Source organism: Dietzia sp. 111N12-1 (assembly GCF_001658045.1).
Lineage (GTDB): Bacteria > Actinomycetota > Actinomycetes > Mycobacteriales > Mycobacteriaceae > Dietzia > Dietzia kunjamensis.
The window spans coordinates 92,039-114,840 of record NZ_LSSV01000071.1 but is presented as its reverse complement, the minus strand read 5'-3'; the positions used below and the strand labels follow the sequence as shown (position 1 = coordinate 114,840).

The window sequence follows — 22,802 nt, the reverse complement described above, 5'->3', positions numbered from 1 at the left end:
ACATGCGCCTGCCCAAGGTCTCGCTCCCTGAATTGTCCCTGCCCGATCTGGCCCTGCAGAATCTGCCGCTGCCCGGCCTGGACCGGCTGCCGTTCTCGTCGTCGTCACCGTCCCCCGCAGACACCCACCGCCGCGTCCTGGTGACCGGCGGCGCCTCCGGCCTCGGTCTGGCCCTGGCGACGGCGTTCCTCGAGCGCGGCGACCGGGTGATCATCGCCGACCTCGCCCCCACCGGCGACCGCCCCGACTCCGTGCCCGCCGACGCCCACTACCTCCGGCTCGACGTGCGCTCGGAGGACGAGTGGCAGGCCGCACGCGTCGAGGTCGAGCAGATCTGGGGCGGCCTGGACGTGCTCGTCAACAACGCCGGCATCGCCCAGGGCGGCCGCATCGAGATGCTCACCGAGGACGACTGGCGGCAGATCGTCGACATCAACCTGCTCGGCGTCGCGCGCGGATGCCGCACCTTCGTCCCGATGCTCAAGGCGCAGGGCAGCGGTCACCTCGTCAACACCGCTTCTCTCGCCGGCCTCGTCCACCCGCCCACCATGTCCTCCTACACGGCGGTCAAGGCGGCGGTCGTGGCGATCTCCGAGAGCCTGCGGTGGGAGCTCGAGCCGTTCGGCGTGGACGTGTCGGTGCTGTGCCCCTCGTTCTTCCGCACCAACCTCGCCTCCAGTCTCAACGCCTCCGACCCCGCCGCCAGCGGGTTCGCGAGCAAGCTCATCGACCGCTCCGAGCGGGGCGCCGACGAGATCGCCGCGGAGGTGATGACGGGCCTGGACGCCAAGCAGTTCCTCATCCTCCCCGACCCCGACGCCCGCAAGTCGTACCGTGCCAAGCGGTTCCTCCCCGCCGCGTACGCCAGGACCATGCTCGGCATGGGCCAGAAGTTCGCGGCCGCGACACGGGCCACGGGCGGGTCGGGCGCCGAGGCCGGGGGAACGGGCGCGACGGGCACGTGAGCACCGGGGGCGGCGCGCGCTGGTACCGCGCGCTAGTACCCTGCGGGGCATGACCCCCTCGCACCTGCTCTCCCGCGCCGACCTCGATTTCCTCCTGCACGACTGGCTCCATGTCTCCGAGCTGTGCGATCGGGAGCGGTACGCGGAGCACTCGCGCGAGACGATCGACTCCGTGGTGGACCTGTCGGCCGAACTCGCCGAGAAGTACTTCGCGCCCCACTTCCGCAAGGCCGACCTCACCGAGCCCCGGTTGGTCGGCGAGGACGTGGAGCTCATCCCCGAGATCGGCGAGGCGCTGGCGAAGTTCGCCGAGGCCGACCTCGTGGGTGCGGCGATGGACGAGCGGGTCGGCGGCATGCAGCTGCCCTACACCGCCTACCTGGCGTGCATGGCCTGGTTCTACGCCGCGAACATCTCCACCGCGGCCTACCCGTTGCTCACCACCGGCAACGCCAACCTGCTCATCGAGCACGGCTCCGACGAGCAGATCGAGCGGTACGTCAAGCCGATGATCGAGGGCCGCTTCACGGGGACGATGTGCCTGTCCGAGCCGCAGGCCGGGTCCAACCTCGCCGACATCACCACCCGCGCCGAGCCGCAGCCCGACGGCACCTACCGGCTGTTCGGGCAGAAGATGTGGATCTCCGGCGGCGAGCACCAGATGGCCGAGAACATCGTGCACCTGGTGCTGGCGAAGGTTCCCGGGTCGCCGGCGGGCACCCGCGGCATCAGCCTGTTCGTCGTGCCGAAGTTCCTGGTCACCGACGACGGCACGATCGGCGAGCGCAACGACATCGTCATCACCGGCCTCAACCACAAGATGGGCTTCCGCGGCACGGTCAACACCATGCCCACGCTGGGCCAGGGCATGCACACCCCCGGCGGTCGGGCGGGCGCGATCGGGTACCTCGTCGGAGAGGAGAACACCGGCCTCAAGAAGATGTTCACCATGATGAACGAGGCCCGCCTCGGCGTGGGCCTCGGCGCGACCGCCATCGGCTACACCGGGTACCTCAAGTCGCTGGACTACGCCCGGAACCGTCCCCAGGGCCGGCAGGTCGGGGCGGACCCGTCATCGCCGCAGGTCATGCTCACCGGCCACGCGGACGTGCGCCGCATGCTGCTGGCCCAGAAATCGTACGTGGAGGGCGCCCTCGCCCTGGGGCTGTACTGCGCGCGACTGGTCGACGACGAGAAGACCGGATCTCCGGAGGAGTCGGCGGCGGCGAAGATGCTGCTCGACGTCCTCACCCCGATCGCCAAGTCGTGGCCCTCGCAGTGGTGTCTCAAGGCCAACGAGCTCGCGGTGCAGGTGCTGGGCGGGGCCGGCTACACCATCGACTACGACGTGGAGCAGCACTACCGCGACAACCGTCTCAACCCGATCCACGAGGGCACGCACGGTATCCAGGGCCAGGACCTGCTGGGACGCAAGGTGATGGCCGGCGGCGGGGCCGGGTTGGCCGCGCTGACCGGGCGGATCACCCAGGCGTGTGACCGGGCTGCCGAGGCGGGCGGGTCCGCGGCCGAGATGGCCGCGCTGCTGCGCCCGCGCGTCACCCGCCTCATCGAGGTCACCACCGCGCTGGCGGAGGTGGGGGCCACGGATCCGGAGGCCTTCCTGGCCGACGCCACCGAGTACCTCGAGGCCGCCGGGCATGTGGTGATCGCCTGGATCTGGGTCGAACAGGTGATGGCACTGGGCGCGCGCACCGGCGACGAGGGCGACGCCTTCGCCGCGGGCAAGCTCAGGGCCGCGGAGTACTTCCTGCGCCGCGAGCTCCCGATCGTCGACGCCAAGTTCGACCTGCTCGCCGCGGGCGACCGCACGACGCTGGACATGCGCGACGACTGGTTCTGACCTCTGGTTCTGACCCGGGTCCGGTGCTGGACCGCGCCCGGTTCGGCCGACCGCTCGGCGGCGGCACACGACGAGGCCCGGGCCGGCGCTCTCGCGTCGGCCCGGGCCTCGTCTCGTCTGGTCGACCTCACCGGATGGGCGGGAGTTCAGGGCACCCGTCCGCGGTGTTCGGTCAGATCACTCCTCGGGGATGAGGACCTGGTCGATGAGGTAGACGGTGGCGTTGGCGGTCTCGACGCCGCCGCAGACCACGTTGGCACCGTTGACCATGAGCTCGTCGTCGGAACCGGTCACATCGACGTCAGCGCCGTTGAGCGTGGTCTGCATCCCGGAGATCTCGTCGGGCGTGATCTGGCCCTCCACGACGTGGTAGGTGAGGATGCCGGTGAGCAGGTCGGCGTCGGTCTGGAGCGCCTCCATCGTCGCGTCATCGATCTGCGCGAACGCGTCATCGACGGGGGCGAAGACTGTGTACTCGCCGTTGTTGAGGGTGTCGACGAGGTTGACGTCCGGGTTGACGCCGCCGGACAGGGCGGCGGTGAGGGTCGTCAGCAGCGGGTTGTTGGAGGCGGCCGTGGCGACCGGCTCCATCGCCATGCCGTCGACCGAGCCCGGTCCCTCCGGGTTGGCCTCGGCGTAGTCCGCGCACCCGGGGCCGACGAGCATGCCGGCCGGCTCGGCCTCCATGGACGAGGTCTCGGAGGAGGCGGTGGTGCTCATCATGGAGCTGGCGGTGCCCTCGGCGGTGGTCTCGGTGTCGCTTCCGTCGTCGGTCGAGCAGCCGGCGAGGACGAGTCCGGAGACCGCGGCGGCTGCGGCGATCGAGGCGACTCGGCGGGAGATCGTGATGCCCATTGTGCTGTCCTTTCGGTGGAGCCCCTGTGGTGTGGGGCTCTGTGCGGTGGGTCACCAGTGCTTCGCCGCCCCCCGTGATCCGGATGGGTCCGGCCCGGAATTTTTTTCGAGCCGCCGGCCGCAGCCGCCTGCCGCCGCCCGTCACGATGGCGTCTCGCGTGAACAGATGCGCAGGCCAGACGCCCTCCCCGGGGGCGGCGGTCGCCGGCGCGTCCATCCGCGCGAGCAGGGCGCCATGCGCGGGAGCGGATGCCGGCTGCGGGTCGTCGGGGAGGTGTCCCGGTGACGCCGGGCACCGGGCGGGGTGAGGCCGCGCTGACTCCCGGGGGTCGCCGGGGGTGCGCCCGGCCGTGCAGGCCCGCCGTGCAGGCCGACCGGGCCGTCCGACCGGGCTCCGGCTCCGAATCAAGGACGTGAACACTCCACAGACCCGATCCCTCGTCGCGGCCAGAGCCGGCGCGGGCCTCCTCGCCACCGGTCTCGCCGTCGCAGTGGGTCATGCCGTCGCCGGAGTCGTGGCCCCCGGGTCGTCGCCTTTCCTCGCCGTGGCCGACTCGGTGGTCGACCGGGCCCCCTCCGCGGTGCGCGAGGTGACGATCGACGCACTCGGTACCGCCGACAAGCCTGCACTGATGGCCGGGCTGGCGGTCATCCTTGTGGTGACGGGCGTGGTGGTGGGCCTCATCGAGCGCCGGGGACGTCCCGCCGGCACGATCGTGCTCGCCCTTTTCTGCCTCATCGGCACCGCAGCGGCGGTGACCCGGCCGACAGCGGGGCCGCTGTGGGCACTGCCGACGGTGCTCGGCGCGATCGTCTCGATCGTGGCCCTGCGGGCGATGATCGGCGCCCTGTTCCCCGCGTCTTCCGTCGCCGCGGCCGCCGGAGGCCCGGAGGGGTCCGCCTCCGCCGGCACCGGGGAAAGTTCCTCCTCGCCCGGCACCGGCGCGGCGGGGACCGCGACGCGGCGGGATCCCGACCGTCGACGCTTCCTGGTCCTGGCCGGGTCGGCCGCGGCCGTTATCGCCGCGGCCGGTGCCACGGGAATGGCACTGACCCGCCGGGCCGCCGAGGCGGTGGCCGAACGCACCGGGTTGCGGTTGCCCCGGGTCCTCGCGCGGAACGCGGCGCCTGCCGTGCCGACAGGTGTGGTCCCGGACGCGCCCGGCGCGACCCCGTTCCTCACCGACAACGACGAGTTCTATCGGATCGACACCGCTCTGCGGGTCCCTTCGCTGAGGGCCGCCGACTGGCGACTGCGCATCCACGGGATGGTGGAGCGCGAGATCGAGCTCGACTGGCAATCGCTGATCGACAGGGAGACCCGCGAGCGCATCATCACCATGACCTGCGTGTCCAACGAGGTCGGTGGCGACCTGGTCGGCACCGCGAGCTGGACCGGCTTCTCCATCGCTGACCTGCTCGCCGAGGCCGGGCCCCTGCCGGACGCCGACATGCTGCTGTCGACGTCGGTCGACGGCTGGACCGCCGGCACCCCGCTCGAAGCACTGACCGACGGCCGCGACGCCCTGCTGGCCGTGGGGATGAACGGCGAACCGCTGCCGTTCGAGCACGGGTACCCGGTCCGCCAGGTGGTGCCGGGGCTCTACGGGTACGTCTCGGCGACCAAGTGGGTCGTGGACTGGGAGGTCACCCGATTCGACCGGGCCAGTGCGTACTGGACGGATCGCGGGTGGGCGGAGCGGGGTCCGATCCGGACGGCCAGCCGCATCGACCGGCCCGCGCCGCTCGCCGAGGTGCCGCCCGGGCCGGTTGTGGTGGCGGGCACCGCCTGGGCCCAGCGTCGCGGTATCGAGCGGGTCGAGGTCCGGGTGGACGACGGTCCGTGGCGCGAGGCGCAACTGTCGGAGGAGTACTCGGTCGACACCTGGCGGATGTGGTCGTGGACCTGGGACGCCGAACCCGGTCTGCACACCCTGCACGTCCGCGCGACGGACGGGACCGGTCGGGTACAGCCCGAGGAGCGGCGGGAGCCCGTCCCGAGCGGCGCCACGGGTTGGCACAACCGGACGTTCCGGGTGGCGACGGCATGACCCTCGTAGAGATCCGCGCACCGGGAACACGGCCGCCCCGCGACCCGGACCGGATTGGCCCTAGACTGGGGATCGTGTCCGAGCCAGTCGCCCCGCCACTGACCGACCCGGGGCGCCTGCTCGAGCTCGCCGCCTCCGGTGACCTCCAGGCCTTCGGTCGCTTCTACGACCTCATGTCCCCGCGCGTCTACGGCCTGGCCCTGAGGGTCCTGCGGGACCCGGGGTACGCCGAGGAGACCGTGCAGGAGGTCTTCCTCCAGGTCTGGAAGCAGGCTGCCGACTACCGGCCGAGTCTGGGATCGGTGCAGTCCTGGGTGCTGACCATCACGCACCGTCGGGCGGTGGACCGGGTTCGTTCGGAGACGTCCGCCGCGCGGCGCGACGAGATGGACGCGGCGGCGGACTTCACCCGGTCCGGCGACATCGCGGAGCAGGTCACCGAACAGCTCTCCCGTGACGAGGACGCCGCGGAGGTCCGCAGATGCCTGGGGACCCTCACGGACAACCAGCGCGAGTCCATCGAGATGGCCTACTTCTCCGGCCAGACGTACCGCGAGGTCGCCGACCGTCTCGGCACCGCGCTACCCACGATCAAATCGAGAATCCGCGACGGTCTCCGTCGCCTGAAGAACTGCCTGGGAGGTGAGCTGTCATGAGCATTCGACACCACGATCATCCGTCGGACCTGGGCAGCGTTCGTCCCGAGGACCTCGACCTCTACGCCCTGGACGCCCTGGACGATGACGAGGCCGAAGCCGTCGAGATGGCGCTGGTCAGCGCATCGGCCGAGGAGAAGTCGTCCATGCTGGCGCACATCGCCTCGACGCGTGAGGTCGTCGCCGGCATCGTCGCCGACGCCGGGCTCGACACCGCGCCCCCGCCGCAGTTGCGGGATCGCGTCCTGGAGTTGGCCGCTGCCGGTACCCCCCGCGGGCCGGCCCGGCCGGCCGACGCCGGGGACACCGACCGGGATCAGCCCGGCGGAGGCACCGACGTGGTCGACCTGAGCCGGGAGCGCGAGCGCCGGCGGCCCGGTCCGCTGTCGTTCCTCGCCGCCGCGGCGGCCGCCGTGGTGCTGGTCGCCGGTGGCGTGACCATCGGTCGCATCACCGACAACGCAGGGGGCGACAGCTCGGTGCCCGTCGCGGCCCCGCCGTCGATACCCGGCAAGGTTTCCTCGCTGCTGGCGGCGGAGGACCTCGCGGTGGTCCGCGGCCAGGTCGGCGCGACCGGTACCGCCACCGTCCTGGCGTCCAAGACGGAGGACATGGCGGTCATCTCGATGACCGACCTCCCCGAGCCGGCCACCGGCCGCGCCTACCAGCTGTGGTTGATGGGTGACCACGAGCCCATCTCGGCGGGGACGATGGAGTCCGGCCAGGTCGGACCGTCGCCCTCGGCGCAGATCGACGGCATCCGCAACTCCGAGCAGATCGGCATCACCGAGGAGCCCGCGGGGGGATCGCCGGCGCCGACCGGTCAGGTCCTCCTGGCCGTCGACATCGACTGACCCGGCGTTCCGGCTCGCAGGCGATGCCCGCGCGGGCGGCTGCCCCTCGGAGGCCTTCGTCAGGCCTGCCACCACGGCCGCAGCGGCACATCCCAGGTCATGGTGTCGCCCAGCCGGACCGCGAGGATCTGGTGCAGCTGGATCTTGTTGTGTTCGAACCCGTACTGGCACGCGCCCATGTAAAGGCCCCACAGTTTGGCCATGGGCTCGTCGACCTCCTCCACGGCGTCGTCCCAGTGCTCGACCAGGTTGGCGCACCAGTCCCGCAGGGTGAACGCGTAGTGCTGGCGCAGGTTCTCCTCGTGCACCACCTCGAAGCCCGCGTTCTCGGCCTCCAGGTGCACGGTCCCGGCGCCCGCGAGCTCGCCGTCGGGGAAGATGTACCGGTCGATGAACTGGCCCGCCTTGACCGTGCGCGAGTTGTCCGGCCGGGTGATGCAGTGATTGAGCAGGCGCCCGCCGGGCCGCAGATAATTGTGCAGCCGGGTGAAGTAGTCGTGGTAGTTCTTGCGGCCGATGTGCTCGGTGATGCCGATCGAGCTGACGGCGTCGAAGTCGCGTTCGGGTACGTCCCGATAGTCCTGCAACCGGACCTCCGCGAGGTCACCCAGTCCGTCGCGCGCGATCGCGGCCTGTCCCCACTCGGCCTGCTCCTTGGCCAGGGTCACGCCGATCACCCGCACGCCCCGCGCGGCGGCGTAGCGGACCATGCCGCCCCAACCGCACCCCACGTCGAGCAGCCGGTCGCCGGCCTGGAGACCCAGCTTGTCGAACACCAGCCGGTACTTGTTCTCCTGCGCCTCCTCGAGGGAGGTGTCGGGGGCGGTGTAGCAGGCGCACGTGTACGTCATGGATTCCCCGAGGATCCACTCGTAGAAGCGGTTCGACACGTCGTAGTGGTAGCTGACGACCTCGGAGTCCCGCTCCTTGGAGTGTCGGCGCATCCCCGACACCACCCGCTTCCACGCGGGCTTGACCTCCATGGGCGGCGTGGGGAGGAATCTGATGTTCTCCGTGCCCACCGCCCGGGCGATCCGGGCGAGGGTCCGGGCATCGGGGGTGCGGGTCATGTGTTTGCGGAAGACCTCGAGCGCCCCGAACACGTCGTGGGGCGCCCCGGGGTGGACACCGTCCATCTCGAGTTCACCCATGAGGTAGGCCCGCGCGAGCCCGAGGTCACCGGGGGCGGTGACGAAGTACTGCAGCGCCTTCTCGCTCTTCAGCCGCAGCACCAGGTCACTGTTCTCCGGTCCGATCGAGGACCCGTCGTAGGCCTCGATCCGCAGGGGCGGTTCACCGGCGGCGAAGGCGCCGATGATCTCGCCGATCGTCATCTTCCCCGGGGCACCAGCGGTCCCCGCACTCGTCGTGGTCACCGTGCACCCACCGCCTTGTCGTAGAGGGTCGCGAACCGGCCCTCGGGATCGAATTCCGTCTTGAGCCTGCCCGCGTGGTCACCGCCGTAGAGCTGGGCGAACTCCTCGCGGGAGTAGAAGACCTCCGAGTACAGCGACTTGTGACCGCCGAGTGCGGAGACCTCCTCCTCGATGCGCCGGTTCCACGCCCCCTCGGCCGTGCTGGGTCCGATCGGCGCGGACGACCAGAAGCCGATGTTGACGTAGGTCGTCTCCGGGGCCAGCGGGTACAGCGGCCAGGGCCGGTCGGAACCGGGGCCGCCGCCCACGCCGGGCGAGGGGCTGGACTCGCGCAGGCGCAGCGGGCAGATCCACAGCGGCTCGATGGGCACCTCGCGCAGGAACCACCCGAGGAAGTCGGCGGTGTGGTCGATGGTGACCTCCACGTCCTGCACCACCCGCTCGCGCGGGCCCTCGCCCTTGAGCGCGCCGATCCTGTTGCCCAGGTCGTATTTGTGGTCCAACCCGATGATCTTCCAGTACGCCGCGCTCCTCAGCAGCTGTTGCGGCCAGAACCTGCGGATGCGCGGGTTCTGCACGCCGAACGCCCGCGAGCACCAGAACCAGTCCGTGTCCCAGCGCCAGAGGTAGTCGCGGATCGTCAGGCGGTCGCGCTCCACCGAGCCGGCGGGACCGCCGTGCTGGATCGAGCGGTAGAAGATCGCCTGCTTGTCGGCCACCCCGGTGTAGTCCGAGACGGGCCCCGGCTCGTCGGTCCGCCGACCCAGGCACAGGTACGACTCGTCGGCCGAGAACACGACCCCGTCGAGGAAGTCGACCTCCTCGTCGTCGTATCGCTCGTCCTCGCTGATCCGCGCCAACGCCGCCTCGAGCGCGGTGAGGGAGTCGAACCGTACGTGTCGCAGTTCCACGAAGCGTCCCACCGGCTCGAGTGCGATCCGCAGCCGCACCGCGTACCCGAGCGAGCCGTAGGAGTTGGGGAAGCCACGGAAGAGCGCGCGTTCGCGCTCGGTGCCGTCGGGGCGGGCGGTGACGATCTCGCCGGTGCCGGTGAGCACGTCCATCTCGAGCACGGACTCGTGCGGTAGGCCCAGGCGGAACGAGGAGGACTCGATGCCCAGCCCGGTGACCGCGCCACCGAGGGTGATGGTCTTGAGCTGCGGCACCACGTACGGCATCAGCCCGTGCGGCAGCGTCGCGTCGACCAGGTCCTCGTAGGTGCACATGCCCTGGACGTCGGCGGTGCGCGCCCCGGGGTCGACGGAGATGACGCGCGTGAGACCGGAGGTGTCGAGACCGGGCGACGACGACGAGGCGCGCGGCCGGAACAGGTTGGACGTCCGCTTGGCCAGCCGAACCGGTTCACCTGCGGGCACGGCCCGGAAGCTCTCGACCAGTCGCCGCACGCCTTCGTCATGTCGGGCGGTACCCACGACGAGTGGGTCGGCGAGGCTGGTGGCAGTTCCCATGCGCCCCACCCTAGTGCGGCTCGGGGACCCCGGCGCATGATCGGGGGATGGGTGCCGGCACCGGGGCGGGCCTCCACCCCGGTGGGCCGAACGCGTAGCCGAGCCGCTCGCGCCAGCTCGCGGCACCGCGGAGGTCCCGCCAGATGGCGACGTACTCGTGCGTCTGGAGCCAGAACGGGTTGTGCGAGGTCACCGGCGTCGTGAGCCCGTAGGTGGGCCGGTGGGTCTCGGGGCGGAAGGTGCCGAACAGGCGGTCCCAGATGATGAGGATCCCGCCGTAGTTGCGGTCCAGGTATTCGGCGTCGCTGCCGTGGTGCACGCGGTGGTGAGAGGGGGTGTTGAACACGAACTCGACCGGTCCGGGCAGCCGACCGATGCGCTCGGTGTGCACGAAGAACTGGTAGACGAGCGAGATCGAGAACCCGGTGAAGACCATCCACGGCGGCACCCCCAACAGCGGTAGAGGCAGCCAGGCGACGATCTCCCCGGAGTTGTTCCACTTCTGGCGCAAGACGGTCGCGAAGTTGTAGTACTCACTCGAATGGTGGGCCTGGTGGGTGGCCCAGACGAGCCGGATCCGGTGCCGAGATCCACTCGATGGCGACGAGCGCGATGAACACCGGAAGTGCCAGCAGAACCGGCTCGTGCAACGGATCCGCGAGGGCCCCCAGCGACTCGGAGTACCCCATCTCGTTCAGATCTCGATTGTGACACCACTCACAGACAATCGGGGCATCAGGCCCGGTCGGGCCGCGCAGGTGCAATACCCTCGCGACAGCACCGGCCCCGAGTGCCTGTGTCGCGCAACCGACTCGAAGAGGAGGACCCACCGTGGCCGTCACACCCCGGTCCGTACGCACCCGTTCCCGCACCCTCGCGGCCGCATCCGGCCTCGCAGCTCTGGCCCTCGTGCTGGGGGCCTGCGGCGAGGAGGGCGAGGCCGAGCAGGCCGTCGGCGAGGCCACCAGCGCGGTGGGGTCCGTCGCCGCCGAGGCCACGTCGGCGGTGGGTGACGCGATGAACGACGGCGGCGAGGGCGGCGAGGGCGGCGCCACGACCGGCAACGGCCCGCAGCCCGAAGGCTCCGAGGAAGGTGGGGGCGAGAGCCCGAACCCGGACGAGGAGTTCCTGAACGACATCCAACGCGTCGGCGTGGACACGCCGGACGAGCAGGACTACATCACCCGCGGCCGTGACGCCTGCGCGTCGTTCGACGAGGGCACCGGCTACATCGACGTGCTCCAGATGTACAACGACGCCCATCCCGATGCTCCCGTGATCGAGGCACCGGCAGTGGTGACGGCCGCGGTCAAGGCGTACTGCTCGCAGCACCTGCCGCTCGTCGGCGACGGAGGCGAGAACGGCGGTGGCGAGAACGGCGGAGGCGCCTAGGACCGACCCCGTCAGATCCCGGCGCGGTCGAGCGCCTCGGCGGTGAGGCGGCGGCCCAGCGCGATCAGCTCGTCCGCCCGGTGGAAGTCGAACGTCGAACACGCGTCCGAGGGGACCTCCACCAGGACATCGGGGCGGTTGCCGGCCATGCGGTAAGCCGTCACGATGCTCTCCATCGCCTCGATGGTGTGGGTGACCACGTCGAAGATCCGTAGGGACCCGGGAAGGGATTCCTCGGCATCGGCGGCGACCTCCTGCTCGCCCTCGTCGACCACCTCTTCCACCACGTCAGACGGCTGACCGGGCACCCGGACTCCGGCCGTCCCGTCGTAGACGCCGTCGACCGCGTCGTCGGCCACGTCACCGCCGGCATCCGATGAGTCCTCGTCCTCCGGGACAGCCGGATCCTGACCGAATCGCGCGGCGATCAGTCGCACCAGGTCGCCGTCGCGGACATCCGCTGCGGCGGTCCGGATCCGGCCTGTCAGCGTGCCCGCCGGCCTCGCCCCGGCCGCGGCACCCCTCCGGGAGATCTTCGGCTCGGCCTCGGGGGACACCTCGTCCGGATCCGAACTCTCCTGGAACGTCGACCCTCGGATCCCGGACCGACGCCCCGTCAGCGAGACCGCCAGCAGCAGGTCGCTGTTCACGGGCGCCAACGGTTCCAGCGGGACGGGGTTGGTCACGCCACCGTCGACGATCAACCGCCCTCCGACCAACGCCGGGGTGATGACGCTGGGGATGGCGAACGAGGCCCGCACCGCCACGTCCGCGGGGCCGCGGGTGAACCAGACCTCCCGGCGGGCCCGCAGATCGGTGGCGACGGCGGTGAACGGGATCTCGAGATCCTCGATGCGGACGTCGTCCAACATCGCCCCGATCACCGCCATGATCCTGTTCGCCCGGATGGCGCCGCCGCCCGCGAAGGAGACGTCGAGGAGCCGCAGGACGGCGGGCTGGGTCAGGCCCCGCACCCACTTCTCGAAGTCGTCGAGCTTGCCGGCCGCGTAGAGGGCACCCACTACGGCACCCATCGACGCCCCGGAGACACCGACCACCTCGTGTCCACGTGCCTGTAGCTCACGGATCACGCCGATGTGCGTGTATCCACGCGCCCCGCCCGAGCCCAGTGCCAACGCGACCCTCACAGGCGCCCCTTCCGGTCGAGTCCGACCACGCGTCCCCCGCGTGTCCGCCCCCAGTGTGCACCCGTCCCGTCCGGGTACAGGACGTCAACTCCACGGTCCGTGTCGTAGGTGGGATCTACCGTCAGCATCGCATCGAGCACCTGTTCGACGCCGGGCCCCGGGCCCGATACACCCGCACGAAGGAGATCCCATGTCCCACACCGCCATCCCGCCCCGTACCGGCTCCGCCTACGCCCCCACCGTCGACCGCGACATGCTGCGGGTCGCCGCTAACGTCGAGCGCTCCGGGATGCACGTCGTCCACGTCGGCGAGGGCTGCGACTGCGGCGACTGCGCCGCCACACCACTTCCTCCGGACGAGAGGTTCGGCTACACCATCGGACTGACCGACCTGGGGCACCCCGAGTTGCTCGTGCGGGGCCTGTCGGCGCGGGAGACCGCCGATCTGCTGGGCCGGTGGGGCGAGACCGTCCTGGCCGGCCAGGTCTTCGATGCCGGGCACCTGCTGTGCGAGGGCTCCGGCGGCCCGACCTGGGAACTGGTCCCCGTACGCCGGCCGTCCCGCACCCTGCGCTGGGCGGGCAGGTACTACCGCACCTCCGGAACCGGGGGTCTGACCGCGCTGGAGTTGATCCCGGCCCGCCGGCCGTGCCCCTGCGAGGGGTGTAGCTGACGGTCCGGACCCGGCGGGGGTCGTCGTAGGGTCTAACCATGCCCCGTCACCAGCTGCACCTGGATGCGCGTTCGCCGTCGATCATCGTCCCGATCACCGCCGGCGATCGCACGCAACTGGAGCAGCAGGCCGCGGCGTTGGCCGACGATCCCGTGGTCGATCTCGTCGAGTGGCGGGTCGACCTCTACGAGCCCGCCCCCGCCCGGTCCGGGGCGGCCGCCGCCGAGGCCGGGACGTCGACCGATCCCGGCCCGGCGGTGGCGGCGCTCGAGGCCCTGGCCGGGCTGCTTCCGGACACCCCGATCCTGGCCACGTTCCGCACCACGGCCGAGGGCGGTAGTGCCGGGATCGCCGACGACGCCTACGTCGCGCTGGTGGCTTCTCTCGCGGCGACCGGCCTGGTGGCGGCGGTGGACGTCGAGTACAGGCACCCGCGGGCGGCACGGGCGATCGAGGCGGCCCACGCGCACGGCACCTCGGTGGTGGCGTCGAACCACGACTTCGATGCGACGCCGCCGGCCGCGGAGATCGTCGCTCGACTGGAGGCCATGGAGGCCGCCGGGGCGGACGTGGCCAAGATCGCCGTCATGCCCCGCTCGGCGGCCGACGTGGTGACGCTGATCGCCGCCACCGAGAGTCGCCACCGCGTCGCCGGTATCCCGCTGATCACCATGTCGATGGGCGCGCTCGGGGCGGTGACGCGTATCGGCGGCGGCACGTTCGGATCGGCGGCCACCTTCGCCACCGTGGGCGAGGCCTCGGCGCCCGGGCAGTTGCCGGCGGCCGGGGTGCGGGCAGCGCTCGATCTGCTGGGCTAGCCGTAGCGCCGGAGGACCTCCTTGCGGAGGCCGGAGGTGGCCACGTCCGCGATGTGCTTCTGGGCCTTCTTGAGCATCACTCCGGGAAATTTGATCTTGAGGTCCACCTCGAGGTCGAAGACCACCTCGGTGGTCCCACCACCCTTGTCCGTCAGCACATAACGCGCGTTCTGCACATTCTGGGTGCTGCTCTCGACGAGGGACCAGCTCACCTCGCCGTCGTACCACTCGTACCGCACGACCATCTCGTCGGTCACGCCGTACTGCGCGATCTTCTCCCACACCACGATCGGCCACCCCTCGTCGTCGGCCTCGCGGATCTCGACCTCGCGGTGGGCCTCCGACCAGTCGACGAGGGATTCGACGTCGGCGAGGACCTCCATGATCTCAGGGATGCCGGCCTCGATCGTGGTCACTGACTGCACTGACACTGCCATGGTCGCCAAAGTTACCCTCGCGGCCCGCCCGTGGTGCGAGGATCGGTCCATGAACGCCGCAGCCGGTCCCGGCGGGTCGAGCGCAGACCGCAAGGTCGCGTTGCTGCGGGGGATCAACGTGGGCAGGTCGGCCAGGATCGCGATGGCGGACCTGCGGGCCTGCACCGAGGAGTCGGGCTGCACGGAGGTGAGAACCGTCCTCGCCACCGGGAACGTCGTGCTCACCGACCCACGCACCGAGGACGAACTCCGGGCGGTGCTCGAAACCGCCTACGCCGACAGGTTCGGCTACGACGCGGTGGTGCAGGTACTCACCCGCGATGCGGTCGAGGAGGCGGTGGCGGCGTACCCGTTCGAGTCGCTCGACGAGCACCACGACTACGTCGTGTTCTCCGATGACCCGGCGGTCACCCGGGCGGTCGCCGAGGCGATGGGCGCGGCGATCGAGCCCGGCGGCACCGAGGTCGTGACAGCGGGATCAGGGTGCGTGTACTGGCGGGTCCCCAAGGGGGCGACGCTGAACTCGGCCGCCGGCAAGGCCTCCGGGGGCCGAGCGCATGACCGTAACCTGACGAGCAGGAACCTCCGGACGCTACACAAAATCCTCGCGGTGGGCTGAGACGCGTCAGGGCCCTTGGACGGACGCGCCGATCGTGTCGACGAAGGCAGCGAGGGGCCCGAAGATCGCGGGGAAGATCCCGTCCCACATGGCCTGCAGCTGGGAGAGGTCGAACGGGGGCATCGGTCACGCTCCTTCTGTGGGAGGGGTGGCGTGCGGGCTCTCCGCCTGCGCCGGGTTCCCTTCCGCAGACAGGATCCTCTGCACACGTGCTCGGACGCAACCCTTTGCCCGTGGCAGACTGCGAGCGATGTCCCACCGCCCGCCCACCGGATCCACTGCCGCCGCACTCGGCGCCGTGCTGTTGGCGGCCATCGCGCTGGGTGGGTGCTCGTCGGAGCCGCGGGAACCCGCGCCCGGGGACGCGGGGGCGACGACGTCCGTGTCCACCTCCGCGGCGCGGGTGCCGACGGCCGCGGCGCGGGTGCCGACGGCCGCGCCGCGGGAGTCCCCGCCCCCGGCGCGGTCGTCGTCCCCCGCCACCGACAGTCCCGTCCCCTCGGAGCGGGGCTCGCCCCCGCCCGTCCCGCCGTTCATCGACGCCGCGACCTGGGGCGACTCCGACTACGGGGTGACGCTCGAGGTCGCCCCGTCCACCGCCGGCCGCCAGGCGTGGGGGGACGACGATTCGCGAACGGCCTGGCGGGAGGTCGTCCGGCTCGTCCCCGAGGCCGACAGCCCGGGGATGTGGGAGCAGTTCGACTGCCACTGGACCTGGGCGCGACTGCTCGAGCCGGACAAGCCCACCTGGAATCTCGAGCCGTGGCGGCCGGTGGTCTCGCCCGAGCGCATGCTGGCCGAGGGGTGCAACCCGGGAGGGCCGGAGGTGTGAGGGCGATCCGCCGCGCCACCGTGGCCGACGCCGCCGGTTGTCTGGACGTGTACGCGCCGTACGTCCGCGAGACCACGACGACGTTCGAGACCGAGGTGCCGCCGGTCGACGAGTTCGCGGCGCGGATCGACCGGGCGTTGGCGGGGTACGACTGGCTGGTGGCCGAGCTCGACGGTCGGATCGTCGGGTACGCCTACGCCGGGCCGGTCAAGGACCGCGCGGCGTACCGCTGGTCATGCGAGGTTAGCGTCTACGTCGATCCGGGCGCGCACGGCCTCGGGTTGGGGCGGTCGCTGTACCGGGAGCTGTTCGCCCGGCTCGAGGCGGCCGGGTTCCGCCGACTGCTGGCGATCGTGACCCTTCCCAACGAGCCGAGTGTGGCTCTACACCTGGCCATGGGGTTCCGCGAGGCGGGCCGGCTGGAACGGATCGGGTTCAAGCACGGGCGGTGGCTCGACGTGGGGTGGCTGCAGGCCGACCTGGGACCGGAGTCCGGCGCGCCGCCCCACTGACCTGCTCGTGGTCTGCCTCGACCTGCCCGCCCGGCCCGGTGCGACCGGCGGCCGGGGTGGCGCGGCGGACCAGCCCGGCGCACAGCTCGTCGAGCCAACCCCCCACCGACCCGCGGGCGGCTTCGGTGCCCGGATAGCGGCAGCGCACGTGCAGCCCCGAACCGCTGACCACGAACCACACCATCACCCCGTCGGTCCGGATCGCGGCCGACACGTGCTGCGGGCTGAGGCTCAGGTCCACGTCAACCGGCAGGCGGCGGTGGTCGAGCCACGAGATCGCGAACATCCCCGGGGTGTGCGGCATCCCGCCGTACGGGGCGAGTATCGGCCCCAGTGCGTGCGAACCGAGGTCGACGGCCTCGCGCACGGCCACCGCGCACGCGGCCGGGTCGGGGTCGTCGCACTCGATCACGGAGTTGGTGATGAACCACCCCACCGAGTCGTTCCAGCGGGCGGAGCGCACATCGTGGCGGGAGTGCACAGGCAGGACCGCGCGCAGGCCCACCCCGGCGCGGCGGTGGAGTACGGCCGTCATCTCGGCGATCGCCAGCGAGATCATGCGTACTCCGCCGGCGGCGGCCGCCTCATCCAGGGCGGCGACCCCGGCCGGGTCGAGCACGTCGCGCACCTCGACCACCTCCTCGCGCGGGGTGGAGATGTCGCCCAGGTCGAGCGGGAATACCGGCATCTCACCGCCGCCGCGGGCCAGGATCGCGGCCCAGCGTCGGTGCACCTCTTCCGGCGCGGGCGGGCGGGCGGCGAGCTCGGCGGTGTGGGCGGCGAACGCCGTCGCCGGCGGCAGGCAGGTGCCCGGTTCGAGGCCGCAGGCCAGGTCGTCGAGGCACGAGCAGAAGTCGCGCATCAGCACCAGCAGCGACCAGGCGTCGACGTGGCAGTGGTCGAGCCCGATCACCACGACCGGCCGCTCCCGCTCGTCCAGCGGCTCCACCAGGCACAGCGCGTGCGCCGGCCGGGCGAACGGGCAGCACGCCTCGTCGAACACCCGGCGCAGGACGGCCCTCGGGTCCTCCCCCGGCTCCGCGGGCGGGGTCCGCCACCCGAGTGGCCGCACGGTCACGGGCCGAAGGCGCAGCTCGTCGTCGTTGTCGTCGTCACGGTCGTCGCGGTCGTCGCGGTCGGTCCTCCCCTCGTGCTCGTCGCGGTCGTGCCCGCCTCCGGTGAGCACCGCGCGCAGCGTCTCGTGGCGCGCGACCACCGCGAGCCACGCCCGCGCGACCTCGTCCCGGTCGGCCGGGAACGGCAGCGTGAACGCCACGGCCATCCACGAGCCCGGGCGGGGGCCGAGCGAGGCGTGGCGCGCCTGGTCGAACGAGGGGGATCGATCTTCGCCGTGAGCTGGGGTGACATCGGTCGCAAACCGGTGCACGACGCCGTCGGGGAGCGACATCCGCGTTACGGTGGTGAGCCTCATGGCCCGGACGGTAGGGGCGGCGTGTTACGGGGAAAGGCGCGAAGTGTGACGACGACGAGACGGCTCGACGCCCGGCCCGGCGGGGACGGGCCCGCGCTCGCCCGCGACGTGCGCGGGGACGGGCTGCCGGTGGTGCAGTTGCACGGGCTCAGCTCGAGCCGGCGCCGCGACGAGGTGTTCGGGCTCGACCTCACGGCGGGCCGCGACGGCCTGCGGGTCGTGCGCTACGACGCCCGCGGTCACGGTGAGTCCCCGGGCACCGCGGACCCGGACGACTACACGTGGCCGGCGCTGGCCCGCGATCTGCTCGCCCTGCTCGACGAGGAGTTCGGAGGCCAGCAAGTCCACGGCGTGGGTCAGTCGATGGGGTCGGCGACGCTGCTGACCGCGGCGGTGGCCGAGCCGGAGCGGTTCGCGTCGCTCACCCTGGGCATCCCGCCGACGGTGTGGCAATGGCGGCGGGAACAGTCGCGGCTGTACGAGTTGGCCGCGCGGCAGGTGGAACGCTGGGGCGGGGCCCGGTGGTCCGAGGTGACCCGGCAGCCGCCCACCTCGCCGGCCATCGACCCGGCCCGTCCGGTCACCGCGCCCGATGTGGCGGACGAGTGGCTGCCCGCGGCGTTCCGGGGCGCGGCCGCGACCGACCTGCCGCCCAGGGAGGAGGTGGCCCGGCTCGGGATTCCGGTGCTGCTGCTCGCGTGGCCCCTGGATGCCTCGCATCCGCTGGAGGTGGCCGAGGAGCTTGTGGAGTTGCTGCCCGACGCCCGGCTGGAGGTGGCTCGCACCCCGGCCGAGGTGGCCTCGTGGCCGCGGGTGGTGGGTGACTTCATGCGTGCTGGCGGCGGCTGAGCGGGGCAGCGCCCGGCGACCCGACGGCGCCCGAGCGGTGGCACCGCGGCGCCGGCCTCGCACAATGGGCCCATGCGCGAACTACAGCGAACGATCATCGACAGCCTCGGGGTCCGGCCCGACATCGACCCCGCCACCGAGGTGGAGCGACGGGTGCGGTTCCTCGTGGACTATCTCACCACCAGCGGCGCCAAGGGCTTCGTGCTGGGCATCTCCGGCGGGGTCGACTCCACCCTGGCCGGGCGCCTGGCCCAGATCGCGGTGGAGCGGGTGCGCGCGGACGGCGGCGACGCGGTGTTCGTGGGGATGCGCCTGCCCTACCGGGTGCAGCACGACGAGGCCGATGCCGTCGCCGCGGTGGAGTTCGTCGACGCCGACGAGACCGTGACCGTGAACGTCGCACCGGGGGTCGACGCCCTCAACGGGGCGATCCGGGAGGGCACGGGGGCCGAGCTCACCGACTTCACGAAGGGCAACGCCAAGGCGCGTCACCGCATGGTCGCCCAGTACGCGCTTGCCGGGGACCGCGGACTACTGGTGATCGGCGCCGACCACGCCGCCGAGAACGTCACCGGGTTCTTCACGAAGTTCGGCGACGGCGCCGCGGACGTGTTGCCGCTGTCGGGGCTGAACAAGCGGCAGGGTCGCGCCCTGCTCCGCCAACTGGGCGCCCCGAAGCGACTGTGGGACAAGGTGCCCACCGCCGACCTGCTGGACGAGAACGAGGGCCAGACCGACGAGGACGAACTCGGCCTGCGCTACGACGACATCGATGACTACCTCGAGGGCCGCGACGTCCCCGAGCACGTGGCGCGGACGATCGAGACGGTGTGGCACCGCAACCGGCACAAGCGCACCACGCCGGTCGAGGTCTCGGACACGTGGTGGCGTCCGGGCGAGCAGACCGCCCTCGTGGTGATCGACATGCAGAACTCGTACTTCGAGTTCCCCGAACTGGCGAAGGTGCGCGACGAGCTGGTGCCGCGGGTCAACGAGCTCATCCGCACCGCCCACGACGCCGGACGACCCGTCGTGCTGGTGCGCACCGAGCACTCCCGCGACAAGTCCACGTGGACGCTCAACATGTGCGAGGACGGCCAGGGCTTCGCGTTCCCCGGCACCGAGCAGGCGCAGTTCCTCGACGAGTTGGCCACGGGCGACCACGTGGAGGTGGTCAAGACCCGCGACAGCGCCTTCTTCGACACCGAGCTCAAGGCCCGGCTCGAGCAACTCGGCGTGGACCACCTGCTGCTGTGCGGGGTGTCGACGCACAGCTGCGTGTCGCAGACGGCGATCGACGGGTTCGCCGAGAACCTCCACGTCGCGGTCGCCCGCGGTGCCATCTCGTCGGATAACTCCGCCCTCTCGGAGGCGCTGCTGGACTTCTGCGCCGACCAGATGCGCCAGCCGATCATCGACCAGGAGGCCAGCCTCGAGCTGCTGCGGACCGGCGCCTGGCCCGACGGGGACTGACCCGACGGCCGCGGCCTGGCCCGACGGCCGCGGTCTAACCCACCGGCCGCGTGACGCGGCCGTCCGGGTAGCGGGCGAAACGGGTCTCGCCGCGCGGGTGGACGGGGTCGTTCTGCGGCAGGTCCCAGGTGCCGAACACGCCGGCGCGGTACTCCTGCATGGCGGTGACGATGTCCTCGCGGGTGTTGCCGACGAACGGACCCTGCTGGACGACCGGGGCGCCGATCGGCCGGGCCTGCAGGACGAGGAACGACGCGCCCTCGTCACCGGCGGTCACGGTGACCGTCTCCGGGGCGAGGACGGCGGCGTCGTACCCCAACTGCTGGTGGTCGACCGTCAGCGGCCCGCCGTAGTTGTAGAGCACCCGGTTCGCGGAGGGGTCGGCACCGGGTAGCTCCGTGCTCACGCCGGGGTCGAGCGTGACGATCCAGATGGCCAGGTGGTTCTCGGGTCGCGCCGCCCAGGAGTGTGGCGGCGGGTCGAGCGCGCGCACGCCGTCGATCTCCCCCGCGATCAGGCGGAACCGCGCGGCTGCGCCATCGGCTCCGCGGACGACGACCGGGGTCTTCTCGGACCAGAACATGTCGAAGTGCGGCTCGGCGGACTTGTCCTCGGGTGCGAGGTTGAGCCAGATCTGGAACAGCTCCATGGTGTTGGGACGCTCGGTGTCCAGAAGCGGGAACATCTCCGAGTGCGAGATCCCGGAACCGGCGGTGAGCCACTGGGTGTCGCCGTGGCCGAAACGGGCCGCCGCGCCGAGGGAGTCGGCGTGGTCGACCACGCCGTCGAGCACCACGGTCACGGTCTCGAACCCGCGGTGCGGGTGCTGGGGGAAGCCGGGGACGGTCTCACCGTGGTACATCGACCACCCGTCCTTGCCCGAGAAGTCCTGCCCCAGGGACCGGCCTGCGAGAGAGGCGGCGGGACGCATGGTCTCGCCCTCGGCCGGAGGGAACTCGTCACGGTGATGGACGGCGAACAGGAACGGGTCGAGGCCCGGCCACTGGCCTCCGAGCGGGACGACCTGGCGGATGGCGGACATGGTTTCCTCCTGGGGTGCACGGGTACTGGGGTGCACGGGTGAGCTGACGCGATTGCTTTTGCTGTCGCATCAGTTAACCGCGTGGGGCGTCGCCGTGTTCCCGCTCCCTGAACTCCAGGTAGGCACGCCGCCCCAGGAACACCACCAGCAGCACCACGATCGCCGCGACGACGGCATTGGAGGCCCATCCCGCCACCGACTCGATCCGGTGCCACTGCTCACCCAGAAGGTACCCGGCCACGACGAACAGCGAGTTCCAGATCAGGCTGCCAGCCGTGGTGAGCAGCACGAACAGCAAGAGGTTCATCCGCTCCACACCCGCCGGGATCGAGATGAGGCTGCGCACGACGGGCACCATGCGACCGAAGAAGACCGCGCCCCGGCCGTGGCGGGTGAACCAACCCTCGGCCTTGTCGAAGTCCGCGACCTGGATCAGGGGGACCCGGTCGAACAGCGCGCGGACCCGCTCGGCACCGAGCCAGAAACCCAGACCGTAGGCCAGGACCGCCCCCAGCACGGACCCGAGGGTGGTCCAGAAGATCGCACCGGCGAGGGTGAACGTGCCCTGAGCCGCGCTGAACCCCGCCAGCGGCAGGATGACCTCACTGGGGATGGGCGGGAAGACGTTCTCCAGACCCACCACGAGGGCCGCGCCGGGCCCGCCGAGCGCCTCCATGACGCCCACGGCCCAGCCGGCGACCCCGCCGAGATCACCCTCGGCCGCCAGGACCACGGGAGCAGCGACCTCGATCAGCCCCGCGCGACCACGCCGGTGACCGGGATCCGGCCGTCCACGGCCTGTCGGAAGTTCAGCACCGCGCGCTTCACGTGGTCACCGGTGGTCACGACGACGGCGCCGGTGGTGCCGCGCTCACGGAAGATCCGGTCGGTGAACTGCGCATTCTGCACCGTGGAGGCGGAGTTCCCCTCCTCGGTGATCCGGAACGGCGCGATCCCGGCGCCACGCAGCCAGTCACCCATCGCGCGCGCCTCGGTGCGCCCGTTCTGCGGCAGGCCGCCGGTGACGATGATGCGGGAGGTCGGGTACGCCTGCGCCAACCGGTAGCCGGTCCGCAGTCGCTCCTCGAGCACGGGGCGGATGCCGCCGTCGGGGAGCAGTCCGGCACCCAGGATGACGATGTCGGTGGTGAACGGGTTGACGGTGAGCACCGCGGGATCGTCCACGGTGGGGACCTCGAAGTCCCCACACACCGCCAGGAGCTTCTGGCCGACGTTCTGGCAGCCGAGCATCGTCAGGCCGCTGTACAGCGCGACGCCCGACGGCACCTCGGCCGACCCGGCGGAGGCGGTGCCCGCTCCGGCGCCCAGCGCGAGAGCCGTGGCGGCCGCGACGGCGGCGAAGCGCCTCTGAGTTCTACGCACGATAACGGTCCTCTCCCGAGCAGTGTCGTGACCCGTTGGTTATCGCATTGTGCGTGAAGGTCGTTACCTGTGACACGGGGAGGTCACGCGCGACCCGCGTACCCT

Annotated in this window: 23 protein-coding genes and 2 pseudogenes; 14 read left to right on the top strand and 11 right to left on the bottom strand. The window is 71.5% G+C overall.

Translation table 11 applies throughout. The annotated features are described in order from the left end of the window. Positions 1 to 2 precede the first annotated feature (2 nt). Both AYO52_RS14925 and AYO52_RS14920 read left to right on the top strand, forming a co-directional pair. Positions 3 to 965: an SDR family NAD(P)-dependent oxidoreductase gene (locus AYO52_RS14925; RefSeq protein WP_067719020.1), complete on the top strand. Its 963-nt coding sequence runs from the start codon at positions 3 to 5 to the stop codon at positions 963 to 965. Between the two features lie 49 nt (positions 966 to 1,014). After that, positions 1,015 to 2,826, top strand: coding sequence for an acyl-CoA dehydrogenase (locus AYO52_RS14920; RefSeq protein WP_067719017.1), 1,812 nt, complete (start codon positions 1,015 to 1,017; stop codon positions 2,824 to 2,826). A 177-nt stretch (positions 2,827 to 3,003) separates the two neighbouring features. On the opposite strand, the gene AYO52_RS14915 is transcribed toward AYO52_RS14920, so the two are convergent. Then, positions 3,004 to 3,681 carry a fasciclin domain-containing protein gene (locus AYO52_RS14915; RefSeq protein ID WP_082924057.1) on the bottom strand — a complete coding sequence of 226 codons (678 nt, stop codon included), beginning with the start codon at positions 3,679 to 3,681 and terminating at the stop codon, positions 3,004 to 3,006. Between the two features lie 491 nt (positions 3,682 to 4,172). Between AYO52_RS14915 and AYO52_RS14910 the strand changes: the two genes are divergently transcribed. The 3 genes from AYO52_RS14910 (at position 4,173) to AYO52_RS14900 (ending at position 7,242) form a co-directional block, all read left to right on the top strand. After that, positions 4,173 to 5,732, top strand: a complete 1,560-nt coding sequence (locus tag AYO52_RS14910; RefSeq protein ID WP_371517914.1) for a molybdopterin-dependent oxidoreductase — start codon at positions 4,173 to 4,175, stop codon at positions 5,730 to 5,732. Between the two features lie 74 nt (positions 5,733 to 5,806). After that, positions 5,807 to 6,388, top strand: a complete 582-nt coding sequence (gene sigK, locus AYO52_RS14905) for an ECF RNA polymerase sigma factor SigK (protein ID WP_067719012.1) — start codon at positions 5,807 to 5,809, stop codon at positions 6,386 to 6,388. Continuing rightward, positions 6,385 to 7,242: an anti-sigma factor gene (locus tag AYO52_RS14900; protein WP_067719009.1), complete on the top strand. Its 858-nt coding sequence runs from the start codon at positions 6,385 to 6,387 to the stop codon at positions 7,240 to 7,242. The genes sigK and AYO52_RS14900 overlap by 4 nt, the downstream gene beginning before the upstream one ends. Positions 7,243 to 7,301: 59 nt before the next feature. Here AYO52_RS14900 and AYO52_RS14895 read toward each other — a convergent pair whose 3' ends face one another. The 4 genes and pseudogenes from AYO52_RS14895 to AYO52_RS18420 all read right to left on the bottom strand — a co-directional run bounded on the left by AYO52_RS14895 (position 7,302) and on the right by AYO52_RS18420 (position 10,776). Then, positions 7,302 to 8,618 (bottom strand): class I SAM-dependent methyltransferase, encoded by a 1,317-nt coding sequence (locus AYO52_RS14895; protein ID WP_172812182.1) that lies wholly within the window; start codon positions 8,616 to 8,618, stop codon positions 7,302 to 7,304. Beyond that, complete coding sequence (locus AYO52_RS14890; RefSeq protein WP_067719004.1) at positions 8,615 to 10,087, bottom strand: FAD-binding oxidoreductase; 1,473 nt, start codon at positions 10,085 to 10,087, stop codon at positions 8,615 to 8,617. The genes AYO52_RS14895 and AYO52_RS14890 overlap by 4 nt, the downstream gene beginning before the upstream one ends. Before the next feature lie 10 nt (positions 10,088 to 10,097). Next, positions 10,098 to 10,670, bottom strand: a pseudogene (locus AYO52_RS14885) (sterol desaturase family protein); the annotation flags it as partial. Next, complete coding sequence (locus AYO52_RS18420; RefSeq protein ID WP_156523633.1) at positions 10,621 to 10,776, bottom strand: hypothetical protein; 156 nt, start codon at positions 10,774 to 10,776, stop codon at positions 10,621 to 10,623. The pseudogene AYO52_RS14885 and the gene AYO52_RS18420, both read right to left, overlap by 50 nt. A gap of 142 nt (positions 10,777 to 10,918) precedes the next feature. On the opposite strand from AYO52_RS18420, the gene AYO52_RS14880 reads away from it, so the two are divergent. After that, on the top strand, positions 10,919 to 11,479 hold the full coding sequence (locus AYO52_RS14880) for a DUF732 domain-containing protein (RefSeq protein WP_067719002.1): 561 nt from the start codon (positions 10,919 to 10,921) through the stop codon (positions 11,477 to 11,479). Between the two features lie 11 nt (positions 11,480 to 11,490). Here the strand turns inward: AYO52_RS14880 and AYO52_RS14875 are convergent, their stop codons facing one another. Then, the gene (locus AYO52_RS14875) at positions 11,491 to 12,627 is read right to left on the bottom strand and encodes a patatin-like phospholipase family protein (protein WP_067718999.1); all 1,137 of its coding nucleotides are present in this window, start codon (positions 12,625 to 12,627) and stop codon (positions 11,491 to 11,493) included. A 190-nt stretch (positions 12,628 to 12,817) separates the two neighbouring features. On the opposite strand from AYO52_RS14875, the gene AYO52_RS14870 reads away from it, so the two are divergent. Together AYO52_RS14870 and aroD are read left to right on the top strand one after the other, a co-directional pair. Further along, positions 12,818 to 13,300: a DUF4262 domain-containing protein gene (locus AYO52_RS14870; RefSeq protein ID WP_067718996.1), complete on the top strand. Its 483-nt coding sequence runs from the start codon at positions 12,818 to 12,820 to the stop codon at positions 13,298 to 13,300. Positions 13,301 to 13,338: 38 nt separating this feature from the next. Further along, positions 13,339 to 14,118, top strand: a complete 780-nt coding sequence (gene aroD, locus AYO52_RS14865) for a type I 3-dehydroquinate dehydratase (protein WP_067718994.1) — start codon at positions 13,339 to 13,341, stop codon at positions 14,116 to 14,118. Here aroD and AYO52_RS14860 read toward each other — a convergent pair. Next, the gene (locus AYO52_RS14860) at positions 14,115 to 14,555 is read right to left on the bottom strand and encodes an SRPBCC family protein (protein WP_067718991.1); all 441 of its coding nucleotides are present in this window, start codon (positions 14,553 to 14,555) and stop codon (positions 14,115 to 14,117) included. The genes aroD and AYO52_RS14860 overlap by 4 nt on opposite strands. 49 nt (positions 14,556 to 14,604) lie before the next feature. Here AYO52_RS14860 and AYO52_RS14855 point away from each other — a divergent pair, with 49 nt between their 5' ends. From AYO52_RS14855 to AYO52_RS14845, 3 genes are all read left to right on the top strand, one after another. Beyond that, entirely contained in the window at positions 14,605 to 15,174 is a 570-nt protein-coding gene (locus AYO52_RS14855; RefSeq protein WP_067718988.1) for a DUF1697 domain-containing protein, read from the top strand. 250 nt (positions 15,175 to 15,424) lie between these two features. Further along, complete coding sequence (locus AYO52_RS14850; protein WP_067718985.1) at positions 15,425 to 16,006, top strand: DUF2599 domain-containing protein; 582 nt, start codon at positions 15,425 to 15,427, stop codon at positions 16,004 to 16,006. Continuing rightward, positions 16,003 to 16,518: a GNAT family N-acetyltransferase gene (locus tag AYO52_RS14845; protein ID WP_067718982.1), complete on the top strand. Its 516-nt coding sequence runs from the start codon at positions 16,003 to 16,005 to the stop codon at positions 16,516 to 16,518. Before AYO52_RS14850 ends, AYO52_RS14845 begins: the two co-directional genes overlap by 4 nt. On the opposite strand, the gene AYO52_RS14840 is transcribed toward AYO52_RS14845, so the two are convergent. Beyond that, positions 16,442 to 17,950: a hypothetical protein gene (locus AYO52_RS14840; protein ID WP_156523632.1), complete on the bottom strand. Its 1,509-nt coding sequence runs from the start codon at positions 17,948 to 17,950 to the stop codon at positions 16,442 to 16,444. The two genes, AYO52_RS14845 and AYO52_RS14840, sit on opposite strands and share 77 nt — an antisense overlap. Before the next feature lie 45 nt (positions 17,951 to 17,995). Here AYO52_RS14840 and AYO52_RS14835 point away from each other — a divergent pair, with 45 nt between their 5' ends. The 3 genes and pseudogenes from AYO52_RS14835 (at position 17,996) to AYO52_RS19300 (ending at position 20,272) form a co-directional block, all read left to right on the top strand. After that, on the top strand, positions 17,996 to 18,799 hold the full coding sequence (locus AYO52_RS14835; RefSeq protein WP_067718976.1) for an alpha/beta fold hydrolase: 804 nt from the start codon (positions 17,996 to 17,998) through the stop codon (positions 18,797 to 18,799). Positions 18,800 to 18,871: 72 nt separating this feature from the next. Continuing rightward, positions 18,872 to 19,690: pseudogene (gene nadE, locus AYO52_RS19305) on the top strand (ammonia-dependent NAD(+) synthetase); the annotation flags it as partial. Positions 19,691 to 19,711: 21 nt separating this feature from the next. Beyond that, positions 19,712 to 20,272, top strand: coding sequence for an isochorismatase family cysteine hydrolase (locus AYO52_RS19300; RefSeq protein ID WP_256388226.1), 561 nt, complete (start codon positions 19,712 to 19,714; stop codon positions 20,270 to 20,272). Between the two features lie 34 nt (positions 20,273 to 20,306). On the opposite strand, the gene AYO52_RS14825 is transcribed toward AYO52_RS19300, so the two are convergent. From AYO52_RS14825 to AYO52_RS14815, 3 genes are all read right to left on the bottom strand, one after another. Further along, on the bottom strand, positions 20,307 to 21,314 hold the full coding sequence (locus AYO52_RS14825; protein ID WP_067718971.1) for a pirin family protein: 1,008 nt from the start codon (positions 21,312 to 21,314) through the stop codon (positions 20,307 to 20,309). Positions 21,315 to 21,387: 73 nt separating this feature from the next. Next, positions 21,388 to 21,990: a DedA family protein gene (locus tag AYO52_RS14820; RefSeq protein WP_067719157.1), complete on the bottom strand. Its 603-nt coding sequence runs from the start codon at positions 21,988 to 21,990 to the stop codon at positions 21,388 to 21,390. Positions 21,991 to 22,064: 74 nt separating this feature from the next. Beyond that, complete coding sequence (locus tag AYO52_RS14815) at positions 22,065 to 22,697, bottom strand: YdcF family protein (RefSeq protein ID WP_067718968.1); 633 nt, start codon at positions 22,695 to 22,697, stop codon at positions 22,065 to 22,067. Positions 22,698 to 22,802: the final 105 nt, after the last annotated feature.